We start from the raw sequence: 19,537 nt of genomic DNA, 5'->3' as shown, positions 1-19,537 counted from the left end.
TTCGAGCGGTACGTGCGGCTTCTTCGGGGCGTCCTGCGCAAAGGCAGCGGTCGCCAGCGTGAAACCGCCGGCTAAGAACAAAAGGGCGACGTGATCGATTTTCATGGAGATGTCCTCCCAGTGGAGACAGGCGGGATGCCCGTCGCCTGATGAACCCATTGTGATGTCACAAGCCTTCGTTGCGCCCTAACCGTGAGGTGCAACATTCCTAATCCTTGAAGATCGTCTTCCAGTCGGCTTTCATGTCGATGACCGACCAGCCCATGATGGGGGCTGCATCGAGCGCCTTGTCGAGACGGCCGAACTCGGTATCGCGGTCGTAGGCGTATTCGCGTTCCGCATCGGTGTGATGGACCAGCATGCCGAGACGCGCGGGCGCGCCTGCCATGGTCGTCCACTGGAGCATTTCCAGGTCACCGTCGGAATTGCCGAAGGCAGCAATCGGCCGGCGCCCGATCTCCTGATTGATGCCGACCGGCTTGCCTGCCTTGTCGTCGATGAAGTTGACTTCCGGCAGGCGCCGCAGGGTCGGCGTGTCGTCCTGCATCTTGAACTCGGTCTTGATCGAGGAGCCCACYACCTGTTCGGGCGGAACGCCGTAGACCTTTTCCGTCCACGGCCGCATGAACTCCACGCCGCCACCCGACACGATAAAGGTCTTGAAGCCATTGGCGCGCAGGTAGGCAAGCAGCTCGACCANACCTGTTCGGGCGGAACGCCGTAGACCTTTTCCGTCCACGGCCGCATGAACTCCACGCCGCCACCCGACACGATAAAGGTCTTGAAGCCATTGGCGCGCAGGTAGGCAAGCAGCTCGACCATCGGTTGGTACACRAGTTCGGTGTACGGGCGCTTGAATCTCGGATCTCGCGCCGTCGACAGCCAGTCGGTCACGAYCTTCTGGAACTCGTCGGTGGTCATGCCCGCMTGGGTGACCATGATGAGCTCGAGAAGACCTTTTTCGCCCGATGCKGCAAGGGTTTTCATGTCGCCTTCCAGCACTGCCTTGAACGGCTGTACGGTCGCCCATTCCGGATGCTSCGGAGAGAGCGTCTTCACCCGGTCCAGCGCGAAGGCGAGCTGGGTGTACATGGGGTGCTCGACCCACAGCGTGCCGTCATTGTCGAACACCGCGATGCGCTCCGGTTCCGGGACGAAGTCGGGCGAACCCTGTTTGGTATTCCGTGCCGTCCATTCGATCAAGGGCGGCGCTGGCGCATTTGGTCTGGACGATCTNCGAAGGCGAGCTGGGTGTACATGGGGTGCTCGACCCACAGCGTGCCGTCATTGTCGAACACCGCGATGCGCTCCGGTTCCGGGACGAAGTCGGGCGAACCCTGTTTGGTCACCTTCTCGACGAAGGAGACGATTGCCTGCTTCGGCGCGGTGTCGTTCCATGAGGGCAGGGGATCGCTCTGCGCCTGCGCGGGGGCGGCAAAAGAGATGAACAGGCCGATGGCTAGGACGAGGTCGCGCGACCTCCTTAGGAATTGACTACGAGTGGCCTGTATCACCGCGCCCTCCATATCTGGTTGATCTGGCCCCGAGGTGACTTCCGCTCGCTGGCACAGCGATATGCTGCGGCATGATCGCTTGCGTCAGCGCAAACCGGCTTGCCATACTGCGTTCGACCGAACACAGATTTTCTTCACTCCAAGCAAGTCAACCTTAGCCAATGCGGCGTGCCAACGATATTGCCCTTAAGGGAATCCAATTGGTAACTGCCCCAATCAAAAGTGGTATCAGGTGCAGATGACACTACATCGCTAACGTGTTATTGTCCGCCCGCTTTGGGGAAGCCACATGAGCTCGGGCAAGCTGTCAGATCGATTTGACTATGCTGGTCTCCTTCTGGCGGTGACAATGTTTACCGCTTCAAATTTTCATGCCATTGCAGCAGACACGTCATCGGCGACCGCCGACCGGGCCCCCCGAATTCTCATCGTCTATCCTTACGACGAACGGCTCGTGGCGACGACCATTGCCGGGGAAGCGTTGAGAAACCGCCTGATACAAGCGACGGACAGTAAGATCGACGTGTTCTCGGAGTTCCTGGATCTGTCGAGGTTTCCCGAAGCGGATCATGTCACGCGGATGGGACCGTTCCTTGCGGAGAAGTACGCAACCCGCCGGCCGGACGTTGTCGTCGCACTCGGGGAGGAATCGGCAAGCTTCATCACCAAATATCGCGCAACGATTGCTCCCGGAGCGACGATTGTCACCGCGGGCTTTGGTAACCCCACAGCTCAGAGTAACGACTTGCCCGACGACGTTATCAGCGCCTTCAGCGCCTACGACATTCTGAAGACAGCCGAGATGGCGCGCAATCTACAGCCCAAAGCGCGGCATCTCTATATCATCGGCGGTTCGTCTGACTTCGACCGCGGATGGCTGGCGGCGGCGCGTTTCACTCTCGGTGATTTCTCCAGGTCATACGAGACGACGTACCTCGAAGATCTGACGATCGAGGAATTCGTCGATCGCGCAGCCCATATTCCGTCCGACAGCATCATCTTGGCATTGACGGTTTTCAAGGATCGGGCAGGGCGCAATTTCATCCCGCGCGAAGCGATCAGGCAGATCGCGGCAACGGCCAGCGCGCCTATTTATGGCCCCTACCAGACATACATCGGCTATGGTGTCGTCGGCGGCAACACCGTTCCCTTCGATACCTTGGGCAGGACCGTCGGAAACCTCGTCATCGATGTGATTGCCGGAAAGCAGGTCGCGGACGTTGACGCCCCCCAGACATATATCGTCGATGCCCGGCAACTTCGGCGCTGGGGATTATCGGATAGGGATCTCCCAACAGGCACCTTACAGGTGAACAGGGAAAAAGGCTTTTGGGAGGAGCACTGGCTAGTGGCAATGGGCGCGCTTGCCGTCCTATTGATACAAGCAGGTGTCATCTCGATACTTCTATTTGAACGCCGCAGACGTCAACGGGCGGAGAGCAGGTCTTTGCTTCATTTGCTCGAAGCCGTTCATCTCAATCAGTCGGCAACGGCCGGCGCATTGTCGTCGTCGATCGCCCACGAACTAAACCAGCCGCTTTCGGCAATACGAAGCAATGCCGAGGCTGCCTCGGAGCTGCTTCGAAGCGAGAACCCCGATCTGCAATTGATCCAGCAGATTCTCCAGGACATCCAGGAAGACGACCAGCGGGCAAGCGACATCATTGGCAGGATGAGGGGTTTGCTGAAGAAGAGAAGCGAGATCGAATGGCAGGAATTCGACCTAAACGAGGTGATGTCGAGCGCCATTCGCATCATCAAGGGTGAGGCCGAACGGCGAGGCATCACATTGAACACAACCGAGCCGACCATCGAGCTGCCGGTACGCGCCGACAAGGTCCATGTGCAGCAGGTTGTCCTCAATCTGGCGACCAATGCAATGGACGCCATACTGGATGCCGGTTCTTCCAAGAGAACGCTTACGTTCGCGACAGGACTGACCAATCAGAAGGCAGCGCTGTGTGTCGCCGACACGGGCAACGGAATTCCAGAGGAGCGCCTCTCAAGAGTTTTCGACCCGTTCTACACGACCAAGCAGGCGGGAACCGGCCTGGGTCTTTCCATAGCGCGTGCCATCATCGAGACCTATGGCGGCACAATAGCCGCTTACAACAGGCCAGAAGGCGGCGCCATTTTTCGGGTGGTATTGCCCCTGGCCGGGCAGAAGGGGGAAGGATCATGACATCAGTTGTCCACATCGTCGATGACGACGAGTCCTGCCGAAAGGCGACGGCGAGGCTGCTTTGCGCATTTGGTTTGAAGGTGGAGGAATACGAGTCGGGGGACCAGTTTCTAGCCGACCTTTCGAGCTGCGAGCCTGGCTGCGTTCTTCTGGACCTGCAGATGCCAGGACAGTCCGGTCTGCAGGTACAACGTCAACTGTGCGAACGGGCGCCGTGTCTGCCGGTCGTCTTCCTCACGGGGGAGGGCGACATAGGCGCCAGCGTCGAAGCGATGAAGGCGGGAGCGCAGGACTTTCTGGAGAAACGCAGTTCATCCGCGGTGCTGATGGAGACGATTGAGCGGGCGCTGGCTAAATCTGAAATGCTGCGGGAGGAACATGGGCGGCGTCAGGAGCGGAGGAAGCTGGTGGGAAGCATGACCGCGCGCGAAACCGAAGTCTTTGAATTGCTCGTCCGCGGCCAACTCAACAAGCAGATCGCCTACGCCCTTGGCATATCCGAACGGACCGTCAAGGTACATCGCCGTCGTGTGATGGAAAAGCTAGGCGTGCGGTCCGTTGCAGAGGTCGTGTTAATCGCAGCCAGCGCCGATGCTCTCGAACGAAAACCTGTGACGCAGAATATCCTGGCGACTTCCCTTTAGGACAATATCAATCACCCCCAAGCACGCCTACGGTGAATGCAACCGCATATCCCTGTTGTAGTCACAAGTGGGGGTTTGAGATGGGAAAGGTGCGCCACACCGTTGCCGTTATAGACGATGACGCAAGCCTACGGCGAAGTGTCGGACGACTCCTGAATGCCTACGGTTTTGACGCCGTGGAATATTCGTCCGCCGAAGCTTTTCTTGCGCACTATGCAAGCACGGACGTCGCCTGTCTTGTGCTGGATATCGACTTGGACGGTGGCTTGTCAGGTATCGAATTGCAGCGCAGGCTGAAAGAGGCTGGCTCGAACCTGCCGATTATCTTTATCACGGCGCTTGAGGACCGACGCTTGCAAATCGATGCCGAGCGGGCGGGGTGCATTGCCTACTTGCGAAAGCCGTTTGCTGGATCGGATCTTGTCGACGCGGTGAAAAAGGCGCTTGGAGTGTAAGGACGCCGGAAAACGATTACTTGGACGACGTGCCTGCAAAAAGATCGCGACGACTAATCGTGCTCACCTCATCCGAAGCACAGTGATGGGATTCCACCGACTTCACTCCCCGGGATCTTTCAGATCTTTCTTGGCGCGGCCCCTGTCGAGCTTGCCGAACTCAGTCATGATGCTCACCAGAACGCTACCCGTCCATCCGAATGTAAAGAGGCCCGACATCGCCATGATCGGCCCAATCAGGCGCCATCCGTCAGGTAGCCTCACGGTGCCTTCCCCAAGCGTCGTATAACTCTCCAGCACGAAGTAATAGCTGTCTCGCATTAGAGGAATCAAACCCATCAGCGATACCGGTGCCGCCCACAGGAGGGTTTCTACAAAATGGAGGATTGCCAGCGAACCGATTGTGACAGCAAGCAAGAGGTTTATCCGCCAATGCGGCGTAGAATTGTTGACATGGACCCAGGACTTACTGAAGCGCTGGGTGATCGTGCGGATCCCGACACCATGTACAATGATGATCGTAATCACCATCAAAGTTCCGAGCACAATCTCAAAAAACGGGTTGGGTGGAGAAAGTTGATCCAATCGAAACTCTCAGAAGCAAATGGCAGCACATCGCAAAACGCATTCCTGACGCGGATGTCGCAAAGCCTCCCATTGGGAAACAAGAAAGTGACCACAGCGAACGCCTCAGTCTTCCACTATTGTGCGCCTACAGACGCATCGGGAACGACGAGAGCTAGTAGAAGTTGTTACCGGTGCCGCGAACCGGGCCTATCCCTGCGGGGGTTGCGTAGGTTGTGTTTTCCTGACTGGTGGTTGCGCACCCAGAAACGATCAGAAGCGCAAATACTGCCGTCGCCAAAAGATATTTCAGAGGCATAACATTGTCCTGTCTTTGGAGACTGCCCAGGCCTCAAGGGCCAGAGCCCCAATATTCCTTCAAATCGTCGGCGATGGCAAGCGGGTGGTGCAACCAAGTCTAGGCAGTTGCGACCCGTTATTCCCAACGAAATAGCAGCATTCGCAGCGAGCCAATATCTGGGAATACCACCCCAAACGGGCAAGTTGGTGATTGCGTGACAGTTCCGGTCTTGTATTTTCAACTTCGGAAGCGAGGGCGGTTGATCGTCCGACTTGTTGAAACATGGGGATGGGCAGGGAACGCTGCTCTAACGGCGAAAAAACCCAGACCCGATCGAAACTTTGAACTGGAGGTCAATATGAGCCTACTTCTCGGCTCCGCTGCTGCTCTCGCAATAGTTTCCGGTGCTCAGGCTGCTGACGCCATCGTTGCTGCCGAATCCGCGTTGCAAGAAGTTTTAGCTGCTGTCTGGTTGGCGGCCCTGCAATCGAACCCGCGACAACCTGCTTAGAAGGCAGAAAGGGAAACCATCTCAGGGCGTGTAGCGAAACGGTTTTACAGTTACCGCCCCGAAATTCATTGATGAAACGTTCTCCGACGAATGTTCGGGGCAGATGCCCGATAACGTCCAGCCCGACGGCGACTCGTATCCTTTCGTATTCGCCACCGGATAGATCGCGTCGTCTGCCAGGGTTCCAAAATGGCTGCAGATACCCGCAGCCACCAACATGCGCAGATTCATCATTCCCCTCTCCTTGCTCAGTGCCACACATGAGAAAGGCCGGTGCGCTCTGCGTGTGAATCAACCTTCTCGCCTAGCCCACCGGACTGTACCAGATCGGCGATGTGTAGGCCCGCTCTTGTAGCGTCATTGGCACTTCCGGCGGCATGGTGACGCCGAAGTACTTCGCGTCGTAGGCCGTCCAGCGCGGCGTCGGAATTTCCAGCACGCGAGCGTAGTAAAAGGCGCGCTGATCCGGGTCGAAGTCAGGGTCGGTCCAGACCGAAATCAGCTCGGGCGCGCCAATCGTATTGGTCCAGGTGGCGTTGGCGACATCGACGGTGCTCCCGACCGGCGGCAGCTTGCCGTCAGCGCCGGGCTTGCGGTCGCCGGACCATGCAGCGTCATAGACGTGCTCGTGCAGTTCGCCCGCCGCGTCCATCCAGCCCTTGACAATCTGATAGCGGTCGAGATTGGCACCAATCGGGTCCTTCAATGCCGCCACCAGGAACGTGGGAGACTTCCCCGCTGGCGCAGGCGGCAGGTCGCCGCCCATCGGAACGCCCTTGGAGTAGCCGACCGCCGCTGGGCTGCGCGTCTTGGCATCAGCGTCGGCGAAGTCCCATCCGCCGAAGAGCCGAACCATCATTCGCGGCCCAGTCGTGGCGTAGACCTCCTTGCGCTTCATCGCGTCGAAGATGGCCTCGCGGGTGTTCTCCGACGCCCAGACCGCAGCATATCCGCTCGAAACCACTTCCCATCCCATGACCTCCTTGTCGCCGAACTTGGCGATCGGGTGGGTGGCGCGGCCGGCGTTCGGTTCTGCTGCAGGGAGTTTTCCGAAGAAGTTGTTCTCTTCGACTGCTGCGAGCGAGGTGTGGGAATCCGTCGATCCGATCAGGCCATATTTGTACGGATTTACGCCAAGCTCTTTCTCGAGCTTCAGGCCGTTCTTGAGGGCCGAGCGTGCATACTCGAATTGCAGCATTTCCGGAGTTTTCGCTACGCTCAAATCGAGATTACCCATGTCCCATCGCTCGAAGCTGGCGAACTCGTCGTTCGGCGATAGGACGGGGTGCGTCTCTCCATCTCCCTTCATCTGGGTCACTTCCATGAGCGGCTCCAGGGTAGCGCGCGTGCGCGCGTATTCCGCGGTGATCGGCTTTGCCCCGACGGGATTGATCAACGGGAACATCAAACCGTTTGACAGATTGCCGTTATGAGGGATGGCGAGCACACTGCCGCCGGTCTTTGTCTCGTAGTTTTGAAGAGCCCTCCACAGGTCTTCCGGATTGTCGCTCTGCAACGACGAGAATGGAAGAACCTGTTCTGTCTTTGCCGCGCCGTCGCGGAAAACGACCACGCGATGGAGATTGTTTCCGCGGGTGTTGGATGACCATTCATAGCCGATCAAAGCCGTAAACGTGCCCGGATCGTTGTATTTCTCCGCTGCCTCAACGTTCTTTTGCCATACCGACCGCGTCAGTTCGTCCGAACGAAGCGCAGCCGGCAATGGTTTGCCCCCACCCCCGACGCTCGCCATTATTTCATAGTAGACGTTCATCGCCTGATCGGCACCGTTGGCCATCATCTGGTTCCAGCGTTTCAGGTCAGGATCGTTCATCAAGGTCGGGTTTCCGGCCTTGATCTCGCCCAACGTTCCCATATTCTCGGCGTGATCGGACACGACCAGAAAATCAAGCGGGCGGCTCAAGCGCGCGTGCTGGCCCGTCGAGGAAACGACTTCCTCGCCACGGGCGAAGCGATAGGCCTCCTCCGGTCCGAGAGAGTTGCCGAAGGCGATGGCATCGAAGGACTGCGACGTGTGCAGATGCGTGTCGCCGAACAAAGGACGGGTCGGAAACGTGTTGCCGACGTAAGGGGAATAGCCTGGCTTCGGAAAGAGAGTCTCGACCATCTTTGGACCGAGTGTTCCCTCATCCATGGTTTCCTGTGCCAGTGCGGTGGGACTAAATGCTGTGATCGCAGCAAAGGCGAGCCCCGCCAAAGGAATCAAACTGCGCATGGCGTCCTCCATATGAACGAGTGCATTCTTCCAATCTGTCAATCTGATAGGCGGCGTTGGGAATTCAGGTTCGACACTACGTGGGACGAGCGTCCTTTCCGATCTCCGAGAACTCCATTGTCGACCTCCTTCACAGGAACATCGCGTCCAGGCGTTGAGCGCACCAGAATGCCGCGACGATGCCGATTGCATAGGCCGAAGCGACCGTCGCCCGGCGGGGGATGGCGACGACCCGCCCTGCCAGATACACCGCAGTCAGCAAAACAGCGATGAATGCTAGTTGCCCGATCTCGACGCCAACGTTGAAAGCAAGAAGCGCGAGCGGGATATCGCCCTGCGGCAGGCCGAGCTCCACGAGCGCACCAGCGAAACCGAAACCGTGCAGCAGGCCAAAGGCGAACGCCACCATCCATGGCTTGGCGATGGCCAGGCTGAGTTGGCCACGTTCCATGCGCACGACCTCGGCGGCGACCATGACAATGCTGATGGCGATCATTGCCTCGACCGGCCGTGATGGGAGCGTTACCCAGCCTAGCGTCGCACAGGTCAACGTGATCGAATGCGCGACGGTGAAGGCGGTGACGGCCCTCACAAGCTTGCGCCAGTCGCGGACGATCAGCATGAGACCGGCGACGAAGAGCAGGTGGTCGAAGCCGAAGGCGATGTGAGAGATGCCTTGATCAACATAGGTGATGAAGACATCCCAGATGCTTTGCGACGGAGGAATCAAGGCAGACGGTTCGCCGGGGGTCAGCCGCGCTGACCAGGTGTTGCCGTTGATGAACGCGACGCGCACTAGCGCATCAGTCATGGTGTTCTGCAACCCGTCGATCAGCACCTTCTGGCCTGGCAGCGGCTCCAGCATTCGCATGCGCCAGGTCTGCAGCATCGCATCGTCAGTCGGATGCGAGACGACCGGGCTCACCGTCTCCGTCCTGCCGGAGAAAACGGCTTTCAGCGCCAGCCGCGCGTCGCCCTGCGTGGGGGTCTTGAAGAGCACGTCGAACTCGTTTGGCGCTTCTTCCAGGATGCTCAGGTAGGCGGGCCGAACCTCGTGGGCGACGGCAGCTACCGAGTAAAGCGCTGCCACAACTGTCAGTGCGATCAGCCAGACGGAGACCGTCCCTTCACACACGGCTCGCACGCGCTCGGATCGTTGGGCTCGCCTGGTCATTTCGCAGCCACCTTCGACGCGGTCTCGGAGCCCAACATCGTGCTCACGCCGTCCTCTAGCTCGAGCCCATACTTCCTGCGAAGCTCGGCAAGATAATCGCGGGCAAGTTCGGCTTGCCTGGCGCTACGCCATTCAACCAAAACAGCGTCCCGCACGGTTTCGAAAGGTTTCCGGGCCGCCGGCATATGACGTGTGACAAACACCAGATGGAAGCCGTAGCCGGAACTGATCGGCCCGCGCCACCCGCCCGGTTGAAGTTGTAGGACGGCGTGCGCAAAGTCCGCCCCGAACATGCCGGAAATTGCCCCCGAGTCGGTGTCGTCGAATATGTCCCCGATGAGTAGCCGATCGCCTGCCGGCTCGATGTCACCGGCGTTCAATCTGGCGAGAACCGCCTTAGCGTCCGCTGCGGCGTCAACCCGGCGCTCGGGACTGAAGTAGACCTGCTTGAACGAGAGTCTGCCAGGCGTCTCGAAGCGCGACAAGTTGGCCGCGTAGAATGTCCGCAGTTCCGCCTCCGCCGGCTCGGCTACCTGGGCGGTGTCCTCAACCATGAATTTAAGCTTTTGCGCCAAGCGGCGCCGAATGATGGTGTCATCCTGATCGAGGCCCATCTCCTTGGCCTCGCGGGCCATCAGCCTTTCGTTCAGGAGATCCTCGACCAGTCCCTTCAACTCGATGGAGGTCGGATCGCGCAGCCATTGGCTGGACCATGTCTGCTTCAGCCAGCGGACGTCCCCTTCGCTAATGCGGACAGGTTCCGCGACGGCCCCCGCCCGCTCGTCATGCAGCCAGGAGTAGCCGCCAAACAGGAGCGCGCCGGCGACGGCGAAATGCAGCAGAGGTTCTCTGAACACCTTCATGCAGCCCACTCCGTGTTCCTCCGGTGAGTGGCAGAGAAGAAAAATCGAAGTACAAGATCAGCGCCGTCCCTCTGTTCGAACTAACGCCCGCCCAACAAATTCTCTCCGGGGCGGTGGCGGTGCCATTTATGCACCCGACCGGCATAACCTGCAATATCTTTAGTATATTCCCATTGCGCGCTCCGGTTGGATTTGCGAACACTGCTCAGCATTCTTTGACGGCATGGAATGATCGTGCTTCCATCAGATTCGCTTGTGGCAATGGCGCTATAATTCATTCTCTGCTCATCTATCTCTCCACCGAACTGTCCCATGCCGGAGTCCTGTCCCAGGCCGGAGTCCCTCAATCAGGCCTTATCAATGGGTTGTGAAGTTGTGAGGCAGAGCATGCTTCCACTGAAACTCTATGCTTTTGAGATCGTTCTCGCACTCGATCTCATAATCGGCGGCATTGTCCTGAACTTTGCGCCTGGCCGATACGCCGGCGCCGCCCTGCAGGGAGATCTCAGCGGAAGGAATGATCAGCCAGGTGCGCCACAATGACAAAGCGAATGGAAAAACCAGAGTCCAAGCCGGCATGCCAATTACGAACAGGACGAAACAAGCGATCGTTCAGCTGCCAATCGCGGCCAAGATGTTTGCGATCAAACGCGCTCCAAGAATAAACCGCTATTCGCGCTACAGTTTCAATCGACGCTCGCATACAAGCAAGCTGAGTTCGCATCGCTATCGCCGGCATGGCGTCTTCGGGCCGGCGTCGCTATTACTTGGCGATGACACGCAAAACCAACTCCGTTCCCGGCATACGAGACGTCGCGAAATTGGCGGGCGTCTCCGTGGCCACCGCCTCCCGCGTCATCGCCAAGGCCGACTACCCGGTCGCCAAGGTGACACGCGAGAGGGTGATCGAGGCCGCGCGTACTCTCGGCTTCGTGCGCAACGCCATGGCGCGCGGCTTGTCGCGATCGAGGTCCGAGAGCGTCGGCGTGATCGTTCCGGCACTCCACGCGTACTACGCAGCCATGATCGAAGGCATAGACGAGGCTGCGTCCCGCCAGGGTCTCACCATCCTGCTGGGCCTCAGCCGAGGCGACGAGGCAAAGCGTGAGCACCTGGTCACCGAGTTCCTCGAGCGGAGGGTCGACGGACTTCTGATCTGCGCGGGGGCCGACGACCATCTGCCCGGTCGAACGCCGGCCGAGATGCCGGTCCCGACCGTCCTGATCGGCCAGCAGCCGAACCCCGGCTTCCCGATCGTCGTGACGGACAATGTGGCGGCCGGCCACGAAGTGGCCAAACATCTCTGGAGCCTTGGGCACCGCGCGTTCGCATATTTGGCGCCGGACAGCGGGTGGCACGATTTCCAGGATCGGCAGGTGGGCGTTGCCGCCTTCCTCCGGGAAACCGGGGAGAACTACAAGCTGGACGTGCTCGACGGGATCTACAGCGAGGCCGACGCGTTCTCGCGCGTGGCCGAAGCACTGGACGGCGGCCTAGCCGCCACGGCCGTCATCGCATCGACCGACCGGCACGCGTTGGGCGCCATGGCTGCGCTCTCCGACGCGGGACGGCGTGTTCCCGATGCGGTGGCTGTGGTTGGGTTCGACAACTACCTCACCAGCCAGTACCTGCGCCCGGCTCTCACCTCGATGCACATGCCGGCCGGCGAGATGGGCCGCCTTGGACTGGAGACACTGGCCGCGGCGATCGCCGGCCATCAGGTGCCGATGCGCTCGGAGCTGCGCGCGACGCTGGTCGCGCGGGGCTCGTCGGTGCCTAGTCCCTGATCATCCCTGCCTTGTCCATAGCGATGAGGCCGACGGCGGCGACCCCGGCGAAGACCGCGGGGAGGACGAAGACGTGCGGCAGGCCGAGGGCATCGACGCCGAGGCCGCCGGCGACGCCGCCCAGCGCGGAGCTCAGAGCCGTGGAGCTCATGAAGATCGCCGACGCGGTCGCCACGGCTCCCGGCAGCAGGCGTTGGGCGACGATGATGCCCAGGACCATGAACACTCCCCAGACCCCACCCATCAGGATTTGACCCGCGAACATGCCCGCGGCGGAAGCCCAGAAGGCGAAGCAGAGGTTGGCGCAGATGCCGAGCCCCGCGGCGAGCCACATCAGCCGGAGTGTTCCCACCTTGCGCGCAATGACCACGCTTAACGGCATGATCATCAGCTCAATGAAGGGCTGGATGCCGATGACGGCCCCACGCACGGCCGGTTCGAGCTTGAGGGTCTCCTCCATGTAGAGGAGGAGGAAGCCGTACTTGATCGGCTCGCCGGCGTAGACCAGGACGAACAGGCCGGTGAACGCGAGGAGCGGCACCATCTCGATCTCGCGCCCGGGCGACTGCTGCCCGGGCGTGTCCTGGGTCGTCGGCTTGCGGGCGGGCGGGACGCTCAGCGTGCCGAGGGGAATGATCTGCAGCAGCCAGCAGATTGCCGTCATCCAGATCATGGCGCGCAGCCCGCACTGGGCGGCGAGCCAGGCGCCGAGCACCGGGCCGACGATCCAGCCCGCGGTCAAGGCCATGCGGATTATACCAACAACGCTCTCATTGGCTCCCGGTTGGCGGCTGAGCTCGTCGTGGACGGCGGTGAATACCTGCGACGTTGCCGCGCCGGCCAGAGAGAGAATGGCGGCGCTGATCAGGAACGGCATCCACAGCGCGTTCGATTGCGCGATGGCGGCCCAGCCGACGAAGCCCAGCAGCGCGCAGATCCTGAACAGCCCCAGCCGAATGCCCGTGCGATCGGAGTACCTGCCCACCATGAACCCCGCGACGGGGGCTGCGATGCTCGTGAGGTAGTAGAGGCCGGCCACATGCAGCGGGGCGCCCATCTCCCTGACCAGGAAAAGGACGATCTGCGGCGCCGCTGCCGACGTACCCAGGCCCGAGATGAATAACGCCACGGTGGCGCCTCGGAAGAGCGGTGACGCCAGCACCTCGCTGATGGCTGAGGCAGGCTTAGCCTGAATTGAACTATCCACCTGGTATCCTCTCGTACGGGCACATCCCTTGCCTTTCGGATTCTTAGAGCAGAGGACCGCAGGACAGTAAACGGTTACTGTCAATGATTTGATGGATTTTTTGTGGTGGACGTGGTCGGGCTCTACACCGAAAAGAGGGGCGGGCCGATAGCGCGATGGCCATCATGGCGACGCATAGCAACGAGAACGGCGCCTGCGTTCCGCATCGTCGTGCTGCATGGATGTGGGCGGTCACCAGAAAGTCTGGATGCCGCTGCACACGCTTGACGACCTTCCTCTGTGCCCTGAGGGCTCTCGCCAACCATGCTGGCAAGCTTGCTGACCCGGCCGCTTGGGATCTATTCAAGAGCGAACGGCCATTCGTGTTGGCGCGGGACCGAGGGTCTGGTTCGTCTATCCATCCGCCCTCCCTGCCGCCGCTCGGCCTCCCCGCACGCAGAGACCGTAAATCCTTGATCGACTGAGTAATTCATGCCTCTATTAGCTCTATGTTGGGAACACATGCCGCGGGGCCTCAGGCATGAGGACAGCTTGCCACACGGATGCTGCTCTGGGCGCAACAGCAGAAAGGGAACGGCACTGTGCAAAAGAATCCCACTCGGGTCGGGCCCGGCTATCCGCAGGTCGTCGTCCTCTTCGGCGCAACGGGTGATCTCTCCCGGCGCAAGCTGCTGCCGGGGCTGTTCCATCTCATTAAGGCGGGCTTCATCCCGGGGTGCCGCATCGTTGGCGTCTCGCTGGATGAGACCGATGCCGACGGTTTCCGCGCCATCGCACGCGAGTCCCTGAACCAGTTCCTGACCCGCAAGTTCACGGAAGCGGAATGGGAAGATTTTTCTGCATCGCTTGACTATGTTTCGCTTTCTGCCGGCGCCGGCGTCCTAAAGGAGGCGGTGAACAGGGCAGAGGAGGCGCTTGGGCCGGAGACGCGGCGCGTGCATTATCTCTCTGTGCCGCCGAGTGCGGCGCTTCCGGCCGTGCGGCTCCTTGCAGAAGCAAAGCTCGTTGAGCATTGCCGCATCATCATGGAAAAGCCGTTCGGCATCGATCTTGCCAGCGCGATGGAACTGAACAAGAAGCTGCACGAGGTTTTCGACGAAAAACAGATTTTCCGTATCGACCATTTCCTCGGCAAGGAACCGGCTCAGAATATCCTGGCATTCCGCTTCGCAAACGGCCTTTTCGAGCCAATCTGGAACCGCAACTTCATCGACCACGTGCAGATTGACGTTCCGGAAACGCTGGGGCTTGCCACTCGCGCTGCCTTCTACGAGACGACAGGCGCCTATCGCGACATGGTGGTAACTCATCTCTTTCAGATCCTCGCCTTCATGGCGATGGAGCCGCCCACGGCCCTGGAGCCGGCGCCGATCTCGGAGGAAAAGAACAAAGTGTTCCGCTCCATGCTGCCGATCGAGCCACGCGACGTGGTGCGCGGCCAATACATTGGCTACCGCAAGGAGCCGGGTGTCGATCCGGAGAGCGACACCGATACCTTCATCGCCTTAAAATGCGCCATCGACAACTGGCGTTGGGCGGGCGTCCCCTTCTTCCTGCGCACGGGAAAACGCCTTGCCGAGGGCCAGCGCATCATCTCGATCGCCTTCCGAGAGCCACCCAAATCAATGTTCCCGGCCGGTTCGGGCGTTGGGGCGCAAGGGCCGGACCACCTCACTTTTGACCTTGCGGATGCCTCAAAAGTCTCGCTGTCCTTCTATGGCAAGCGACCCGGCCCTGGCTTTAGGCTCGACAAGCTGTCGTTACAGTTCGCCATGAGCGAAACCGGACTGATCGGCGAAGTGCTCGAGGCCTACGAACGCCTGATCCTCGACGCCATGCGTGGCGATCACACGCTATTCACCACCGCTGAGGGCATCGAGCGTCTGTGGGAGGTCTCGCAACCTCTTCTGGAAAACCCACCACCGGTGCGCCTATATGATCAGGGCGGCTGGGGGCCGAAATCGATCCACCAGCTCATCGCCCCGCATGCCTGGCGCCTCCCGTTCGAGCGGGCCTGGCGAGATTCGAACAGGGAGTAGTCGGCAGCCTCCACCAGAATAATCCCGGCCGTAATGTCACGGTCGGCTGCTGTGATTGTTGCCGAGGCTCACAGCGTTTGCCGACGCTTACCCCGACGTCATTCTTGACGTTGTCACCGTCACTCGCCACGTGGACATCGTCGCGGTCGGGTTTGATGCTGGTATTCAACTCGGCGAGTATATTCAAAAGGATATGATCGTGGTGCGTGTCACGAAGGAGTTGCGTTTGGCGGTCGTGGGATCGCCCAGCTATTCACCGGAGCCGTATTGGGCTCGCATATAAAGGGCAGGTTGCGGAGCCTGCTGCTGCGCTAGTGAACGCGCTGCGATGCCCATCGATGTCGGGAGGTGTTGCGGTCCTGCCGGCGTAGTGCGCGCTCGAGATGGCTGTCTCCACACGTCAGACGCGGTTGTTATACGCCCTCTTGGCAGAGCGCCGACATTCCGCTCGGTGTGACATCCCGGCACTAGTCTCCGGTATATGCAGCCCCTAATCTCTGATTCGTCACCTACGTGGGGATCGAAGCAGAGGGCCTCTTTATGAGCAGAATTCTATTCGTGATCGTTGCAGTGATTGCTGTAGCCAACTTAAGTGCCTGCGGGACGATCGGCAAAGGCAAGGGGAAGGCGCCACCGCCGGCAACTGCAATCTACAAATAAGCACACCCTCTGATCTTCGGCTCTCATATGGAGCGTAGTCATGACGCTTGGAAGAAATGGTCACCTGTTGGTTGTGCTGTTGGCATTTTCATTATCCTCATGCCAGACGGAAGATAAAAGTCCCCAACCGCATTTCACAACCGACAGCCGCGGCCTATCAATCGCCGACCCTGCACGGGCCGTAGCCTACAGCCACTTCATTGAGTTCCGATCGCGTTACGCGCTGACTTATGGACACACCTACGTCGTTTTCGGGCGCGTAGACGCAAATGGAAATATGATCGATCCCGAGGTTGCAGGCCTTGCCCCGGCATCGCCGGATGCTGCTCCCTACGTCATAGGTCACGTCATACCGGTTCCCGCTACGACCGGGCAAACCGACGGTGATTTGGAAGAGCAGTACAGGTCCGCAAGCTGGCGCGTGATGCTCTCGGACGACGAATACAGCAATGTCGTAGCCTTCATCCGCAAGCAGCAAGGGAATTCCCACTTCTGGCAAGCATCGGTCGATAATTGCAACAACTGGGTAGGCGAGATCGCGCGCCACATGGGCTATAAGACGCCCAGCATCTGGCTGAGGCCACAACAGTTCATTACAGAGCTCCGCGAGATGAACACTGAGAAATGACTGGTGCTGCCAGGCCGACTGCGGGGTTTGAGCATTTTCTGCTTGATCTCGCAGCTGTTCCTGCCGGCGTGTCTTTCCCACCCTGAAAATCTCGCCCTGGAACTGGGCGAGCGACGCGAGGGCCATGATCGTAATATTACCGAAGGGCCGAGCGTGGGTGCGGTGCGGCTCGCTGCCGTTAGATTAGAGATTGCTTGTGTAGTTCACCAACTTCGATACCATCCTTCTGTGAAGGAGTCCGGCATGACTATCGAAGATTTGATCGACATCCAGGAAGAGGGCGGGCGTGCCCGAGGAACGGGGCTAAAGCTTCACGACAATCCATATCTTCGCGGCGGAACTCCTTTTAGTGATAAATCGGCACTCGATGACGGCCTCGTTCGCCACAATGCGTGGAAATTCGGATGGGAAGCGGAAGACGCGAGCAGGGATGAGAGCGTGGCCGAAGCATTCCGGATGCTGGGGGCAGAGAGCCGCGGGCAACGTTATTCGAAGATCTTATCTTGATTGGCTGATTCCTCAGCCCGCCGCCGCCAATTGCAAGAACGACCTCGGATACCTTTCAGCCAGAGGTCGACACAAAGCAGCGGCCTGTTTTTCCCCGGAACGGTCAAAGGCGCGGTTCACGATATTCTCTTTGGCCGTTGAGCACGCCATAGTGAAAAGGTTTCCGAGACGCGCCAAGCTTCGCCGGTTACTATGCATCTCCCCCGTTGACGTGAACCGGGTCGGACTCTGGAAGCCTCCCGACTTGGTCGGAGCGGAAGTGTCAAGAGTGCCTGGCTAACGACCCCATCTTGTCGGAGTACGTCCACATTGTCGCCCGACCGTAAGTTCGCTTCGAACCCACTAACCTTTGATTTGAGTGTGTGTTCCGCTGATAGCCGTCTCTCGTCAACCAGGAGGTCGCTGTTTTTGTATTTCGTTTGCGCCGTTGATCCTGGCATCATCGGCGGCTGATGTTTACGTCATCGCAGCGGTGCGCGCGCATTCAATGCTTGAGGCACTTGCGACCCATTGCCATTGCCTTATAGGTTCCCTTCAGATCGACCACAAAGGTTCCCGTGGTTTCCGGAAATACGATCATTTCGTACTTCTTTGCTATGTCGCGCTTGAAATTCGGGCTGTCCGTCGTGATGTAGCCGCCAGAATACCCGCCCTTGAGTTCGCCATGGGTGCTGGTGGCAACACCACCATAGAGGTTGCCTCCAATGGACACGAAGACTTCAGACTTGGCTCCGTTTAGCAGCCCAATATCCGCCTTGGAGAACACTCCAAGATATCCCACCTCACGATCTGACGGGGTAACTCCCATTTGCACTGAACCTGGGCCATATTCGCGAACGATCAAGCAGTCTCCGCGGGTTTGATTTGTATAGACGGTCCAGCCCTCGACCTCGCCGTATTTGGCAAGCACATCACTGGCCTTGGGAACGGGATTTTGTGCGTAGGCCGCGATGGCACATGAGAGCATAACCGCTGTGGACGCGATGATTGTCACGAAGTGTCTCATTGGTATCCCTTTTGGTGTGTGGGTTGAATTGCTCTGTAGCCGTGGCGGTGATCTTCGCGCCTCGCCGTGATCGTTCGAGAATAGCGTCTAAAGAAATCCAAATAACAAACGCAGAAAGTTGGTGGGCATGCCTGAATAGGGACCCCAAGACCGTTCAAGGGCTTGAAGTCCCAACCCTGTCGCACCGGAGTCCGCGCCACAGCTCAGTATTTGATGTCCCTGCCAGTCTGACGTCCAGTTTGCTTGGTCTGCCGCTTATCCTGGCGGCAGGAGGCGTTGCTTTTGTCATTCGCGGAGCGGCATGCCTGCTTTGTATCCCGGGCACCCTGCCGACTGTCTTGCTTGACATCGCGAGCGGCTTTGCGCTGCTGTCCTTGCTCAGTCCCCCACGAGAACGTGGGAGTGCCTACAAGGAGTGCCGCAGTCACCAAAGCGCTGATGAGTGACTTGATCATAACCATCCTCCCGTTGAAGCGGCCGCGATTGTGACCACTTTGATCTTGTGACGGCATCGATACCGTCGACGCTGCACCGAATCGATCGACAACCGATCACGGCAGGAAACATTGATTGGTTAGGTGGGTCTGATGGTAATGCGAAACGGTCGGGTATGCACGTAGTGGCATAGAGGTTACGCGAGACTACGTGGCGTGCTTCCAACAAATTCGTGGCCACGTGGTACCACAGGCCCGGACCGTGTGTGCAATTGTTGGACGCATTGCATTCTCGTTCGCATCTGTGTTCCGAACGTTCTGATCCGTTCTCACATTAATGCGGTTGTTGTGATGTTCGACCGACGCGTGAGCGGCCGACAGCTCCTATTGAAGCAGACTGTGTCCCCGATATGAGGGCCGGGCAAGCGAGCTGTGCAAAAAATTCCACCGCCGCTTTGATGCTGGCATAGCGCGGTTTGTTTCGAAGGCGCGTTGGCAAACGGATTTCCAGCATGGAAATTAGACGCATCGAAGCCGCGCTGTTTCAATTAGATCACAATGTTCCGCAAATTCCGCCTCTGGCACGACAACGACTTGCGAAATCGCGGGTACATTACGATGGTAACAGATAGCTGATAGCTGATTGCAATGCCGGGACAAAATCATGAGCCTCAGACAAATGTTTACGGGTGCGGGAATCTTGCTTGCCGGATACTCCCCCTTGATGGCAGCGGATGCGATCGTCGCCGCTGAGCCGGAGCCGGCAGAGTATGTGCGCGTCTGCGACGCCTACGGCACGACTTACTTCTATATACCGGGCACGGA

At 59.1% G+C, this 19,537-nt stretch carries 18 protein-coding genes and 3 pseudogenes; 10 read left to right on the top strand and 11 right to left on the bottom strand.

Annotated features, from left to right (window positions below):
• Nucleotides 1-208: 208 nt before the first annotated feature.
• The 3 pseudogenes from ASC97_RS33095 to ASC97_RS35360 all read right to left on the bottom strand — a co-directional run.
• Nucleotides 209-699 (bottom strand): annotated as a pseudogene (locus tag ASC97_RS33095) (HAD family hydrolase); the annotation flags it as partial.
• Nucleotide 700: 1 nt separating this feature from the next.
• Nucleotides 701-1,236: pseudogene (locus ASC97_RS36270) on the bottom strand (HAD family hydrolase); the annotation flags it as partial.
• Nucleotide 1,237: 1 nt separating this feature from the next.
• A pseudogene (locus ASC97_RS35360) lies at nt 1,238-1,511 on the bottom strand (haloacid dehalogenase-like hydrolase); the annotation flags it as partial.
• A gap of 292 nt (nt 1,512-1,803) precedes the next feature.
• On the opposite strand from ASC97_RS35360, the gene ASC97_RS17345 reads away from it, so the two are divergent.
• The 3 genes from ASC97_RS17345 to ASC97_RS17335 all read left to right on the top strand — a co-directional run bounded on the left by ASC97_RS17345 (nt 1,804) and on the right by ASC97_RS17335 (nt 4,795).
• Entirely contained in the window at nt 1,804-3,696 is a 1,893-nt protein-coding gene (locus ASC97_RS17345; protein WP_057469607.1) for a sensor histidine kinase, read from the top strand.
• On the top strand, nt 3,693-4,340 hold the full coding sequence (locus tag ASC97_RS17340) for a response regulator transcription factor (protein WP_057469606.1): 648 nt from the start codon (nt 3,693-3,695) through the stop codon (nt 4,338-4,340). Before ASC97_RS17345 ends, ASC97_RS17340 begins: the two co-directional genes overlap by 4 nt.
• Nucleotides 4,341-4,420: 80 nt before the next feature.
• Nucleotides 4,421-4,795: a response regulator transcription factor gene (locus ASC97_RS17335; protein ID WP_057469605.1), complete on the top strand. Its 375-nt coding sequence runs from the start codon at nt 4,421-4,423 to the stop codon at nt 4,793-4,795.
• 102 nt (nt 4,796-4,897) lie between these two features.
• Here the strand turns inward: ASC97_RS17335 and ASC97_RS17330 are convergent, their stop codons facing one another.
• The 6 genes from ASC97_RS17330 to ASC97_RS34045 form a co-directional block, all read right to left on the bottom strand.
• Nucleotides 4,898-5,380 carry a hypothetical protein gene (locus tag ASC97_RS17330; protein WP_057469604.1) on the bottom strand — a complete coding sequence of 161 codons (483 nt, stop codon included), beginning with the start codon at nt 5,378-5,380 and terminating at the stop codon, nt 4,898-4,900.
• Between the two features lie 812 nt (nt 5,381-6,192).
• Entirely contained in the window at nt 6,193-6,405 is a 213-nt protein-coding gene (locus ASC97_RS17325) for a hypothetical protein (protein ID WP_057469603.1), read from the bottom strand.
• Nucleotides 6,406-6,475: 70 nt separating this feature from the next.
• Nucleotides 6,476-8,407: a DUF3604 domain-containing protein gene (locus ASC97_RS17320; protein ID WP_082530043.1), complete on the bottom strand. Its 1,932-nt coding sequence runs from the start codon at nt 8,405-8,407 to the stop codon at nt 6,476-6,478.
• A gap of 130 nt (nt 8,408-8,537) precedes the next feature.
• Complete coding sequence (locus ASC97_RS17315; protein ID WP_082530039.1) at nt 8,538-9,581, bottom strand: HupE/UreJ family protein; 1,044 nt, start codon at nt 9,579-9,581, stop codon at nt 8,538-8,540.
• A complete protein-coding gene (locus tag ASC97_RS17310) occupies nt 9,578-10,444 on the bottom strand; it encodes a peptidyl-prolyl cis-trans isomerase (protein WP_057469601.1) in 867 nt (288 codons plus the stop codon). Before ASC97_RS17310 ends, ASC97_RS17315 begins: the two co-directional genes overlap by 4 nt.
• 80 nt (nt 10,445-10,524) lie before the next feature.
• Nucleotides 10,525-10,758 (bottom strand): hypothetical protein, encoded by a 234-nt coding sequence (locus ASC97_RS34045; RefSeq protein ID WP_156390392.1) that lies wholly within the window; start codon nt 10,756-10,758, stop codon nt 10,525-10,527.
• A gap of 73 nt (nt 10,759-10,831) precedes the next feature.
• Here ASC97_RS34045 and ASC97_RS34040 point away from each other — a divergent pair, with 73 nt between their 5' ends.
• On the top strand, nt 10,832-10,987 hold the full coding sequence (locus ASC97_RS34040) for a hypothetical protein (RefSeq protein WP_156390391.1): 156 nt from the start codon (nt 10,832-10,834) through the stop codon (nt 10,985-10,987).
• A gap of 230 nt (nt 10,988-11,217) precedes the next feature.
• Nucleotides 11,218-12,231 (top strand): LacI family DNA-binding transcriptional regulator, encoded by a 1,014-nt coding sequence (locus ASC97_RS17305; protein WP_244481515.1) that lies wholly within the window; start codon nt 11,218-11,220, stop codon nt 12,229-12,231.
• Here ASC97_RS17305 and ASC97_RS17300 read toward each other — a convergent pair.
• Nucleotides 12,221-13,360, bottom strand: coding sequence for an MFS transporter (locus ASC97_RS17300; RefSeq protein WP_244481509.1), 1,140 nt, complete (start codon nt 13,358-13,360; stop codon nt 12,221-12,223). The two genes, ASC97_RS17305 and ASC97_RS17300, sit on opposite strands and share 11 nt — an antisense overlap.
• Nucleotides 13,361-14,019: 659 nt before the next feature.
• On the opposite strand from ASC97_RS17300, the gene zwf reads away from it, so the two are divergent.
• The 4 genes from zwf (at nt 14,020) to ASC97_RS17280 (ending at nt 17,272) form a co-directional block, all read left to right on the top strand.
• A complete protein-coding gene (gene zwf, locus ASC97_RS17295; RefSeq protein WP_244481508.1) occupies nt 14,020-15,477 on the top strand; it encodes a glucose-6-phosphate dehydrogenase in 1,458 nt (485 codons plus the stop codon).
• 540 nt (nt 15,478-16,017) lie between these two features.
• Entirely contained in the window at nt 16,018-16,137 is a 120-nt protein-coding gene (locus tag ASC97_RS35355) for an ABC transporter (protein ID WP_082530038.1), read from the top strand.
• Between the two features lie 40 nt (nt 16,138-16,177).
• A complete protein-coding gene (locus ASC97_RS17285; RefSeq protein WP_057469597.1) occupies nt 16,178-16,765 on the top strand; it encodes a hypothetical protein in 588 nt (195 codons plus the stop codon).
• A gap of 243 nt (nt 16,766-17,008) precedes the next feature.
• Nucleotides 17,009-17,272, top strand: coding sequence for a CrpP-related protein (locus ASC97_RS17280; protein WP_057469667.1), 264 nt, complete (start codon nt 17,009-17,011; stop codon nt 17,270-17,272).
• 484 nt (nt 17,273-17,756) lie between these two features.
• On the opposite strand, the gene ASC97_RS17275 is transcribed toward ASC97_RS17280, so the two are convergent.
• Nucleotides 17,757-18,278 (bottom strand): hypothetical protein, encoded by a 522-nt coding sequence (locus ASC97_RS17275; RefSeq protein ID WP_057469596.1) that lies wholly within the window; start codon nt 18,276-18,278, stop codon nt 17,757-17,759.
• 1,098 nt (nt 18,279-19,376) lie between these two features.
• Here ASC97_RS17275 and ASC97_RS33085 point away from each other — a divergent pair.
• Nucleotides 19,377-19,537: porin (locus ASC97_RS33085; protein WP_200959493.1), on the top strand; the 161-nt coding region annotated here is incomplete at its 3' end.

The organism is Rhizobium sp. Root1203 (assembly GCF_001424945.1).
In the GTDB taxonomy this organism is placed as follows: Bacteria; Pseudomonadota; Alphaproteobacteria; order Rhizobiales; family Rhizobiaceae; genus Rhizobium.
This window is presented reverse-complemented; position numbering and strand designations above follow the sequence as displayed.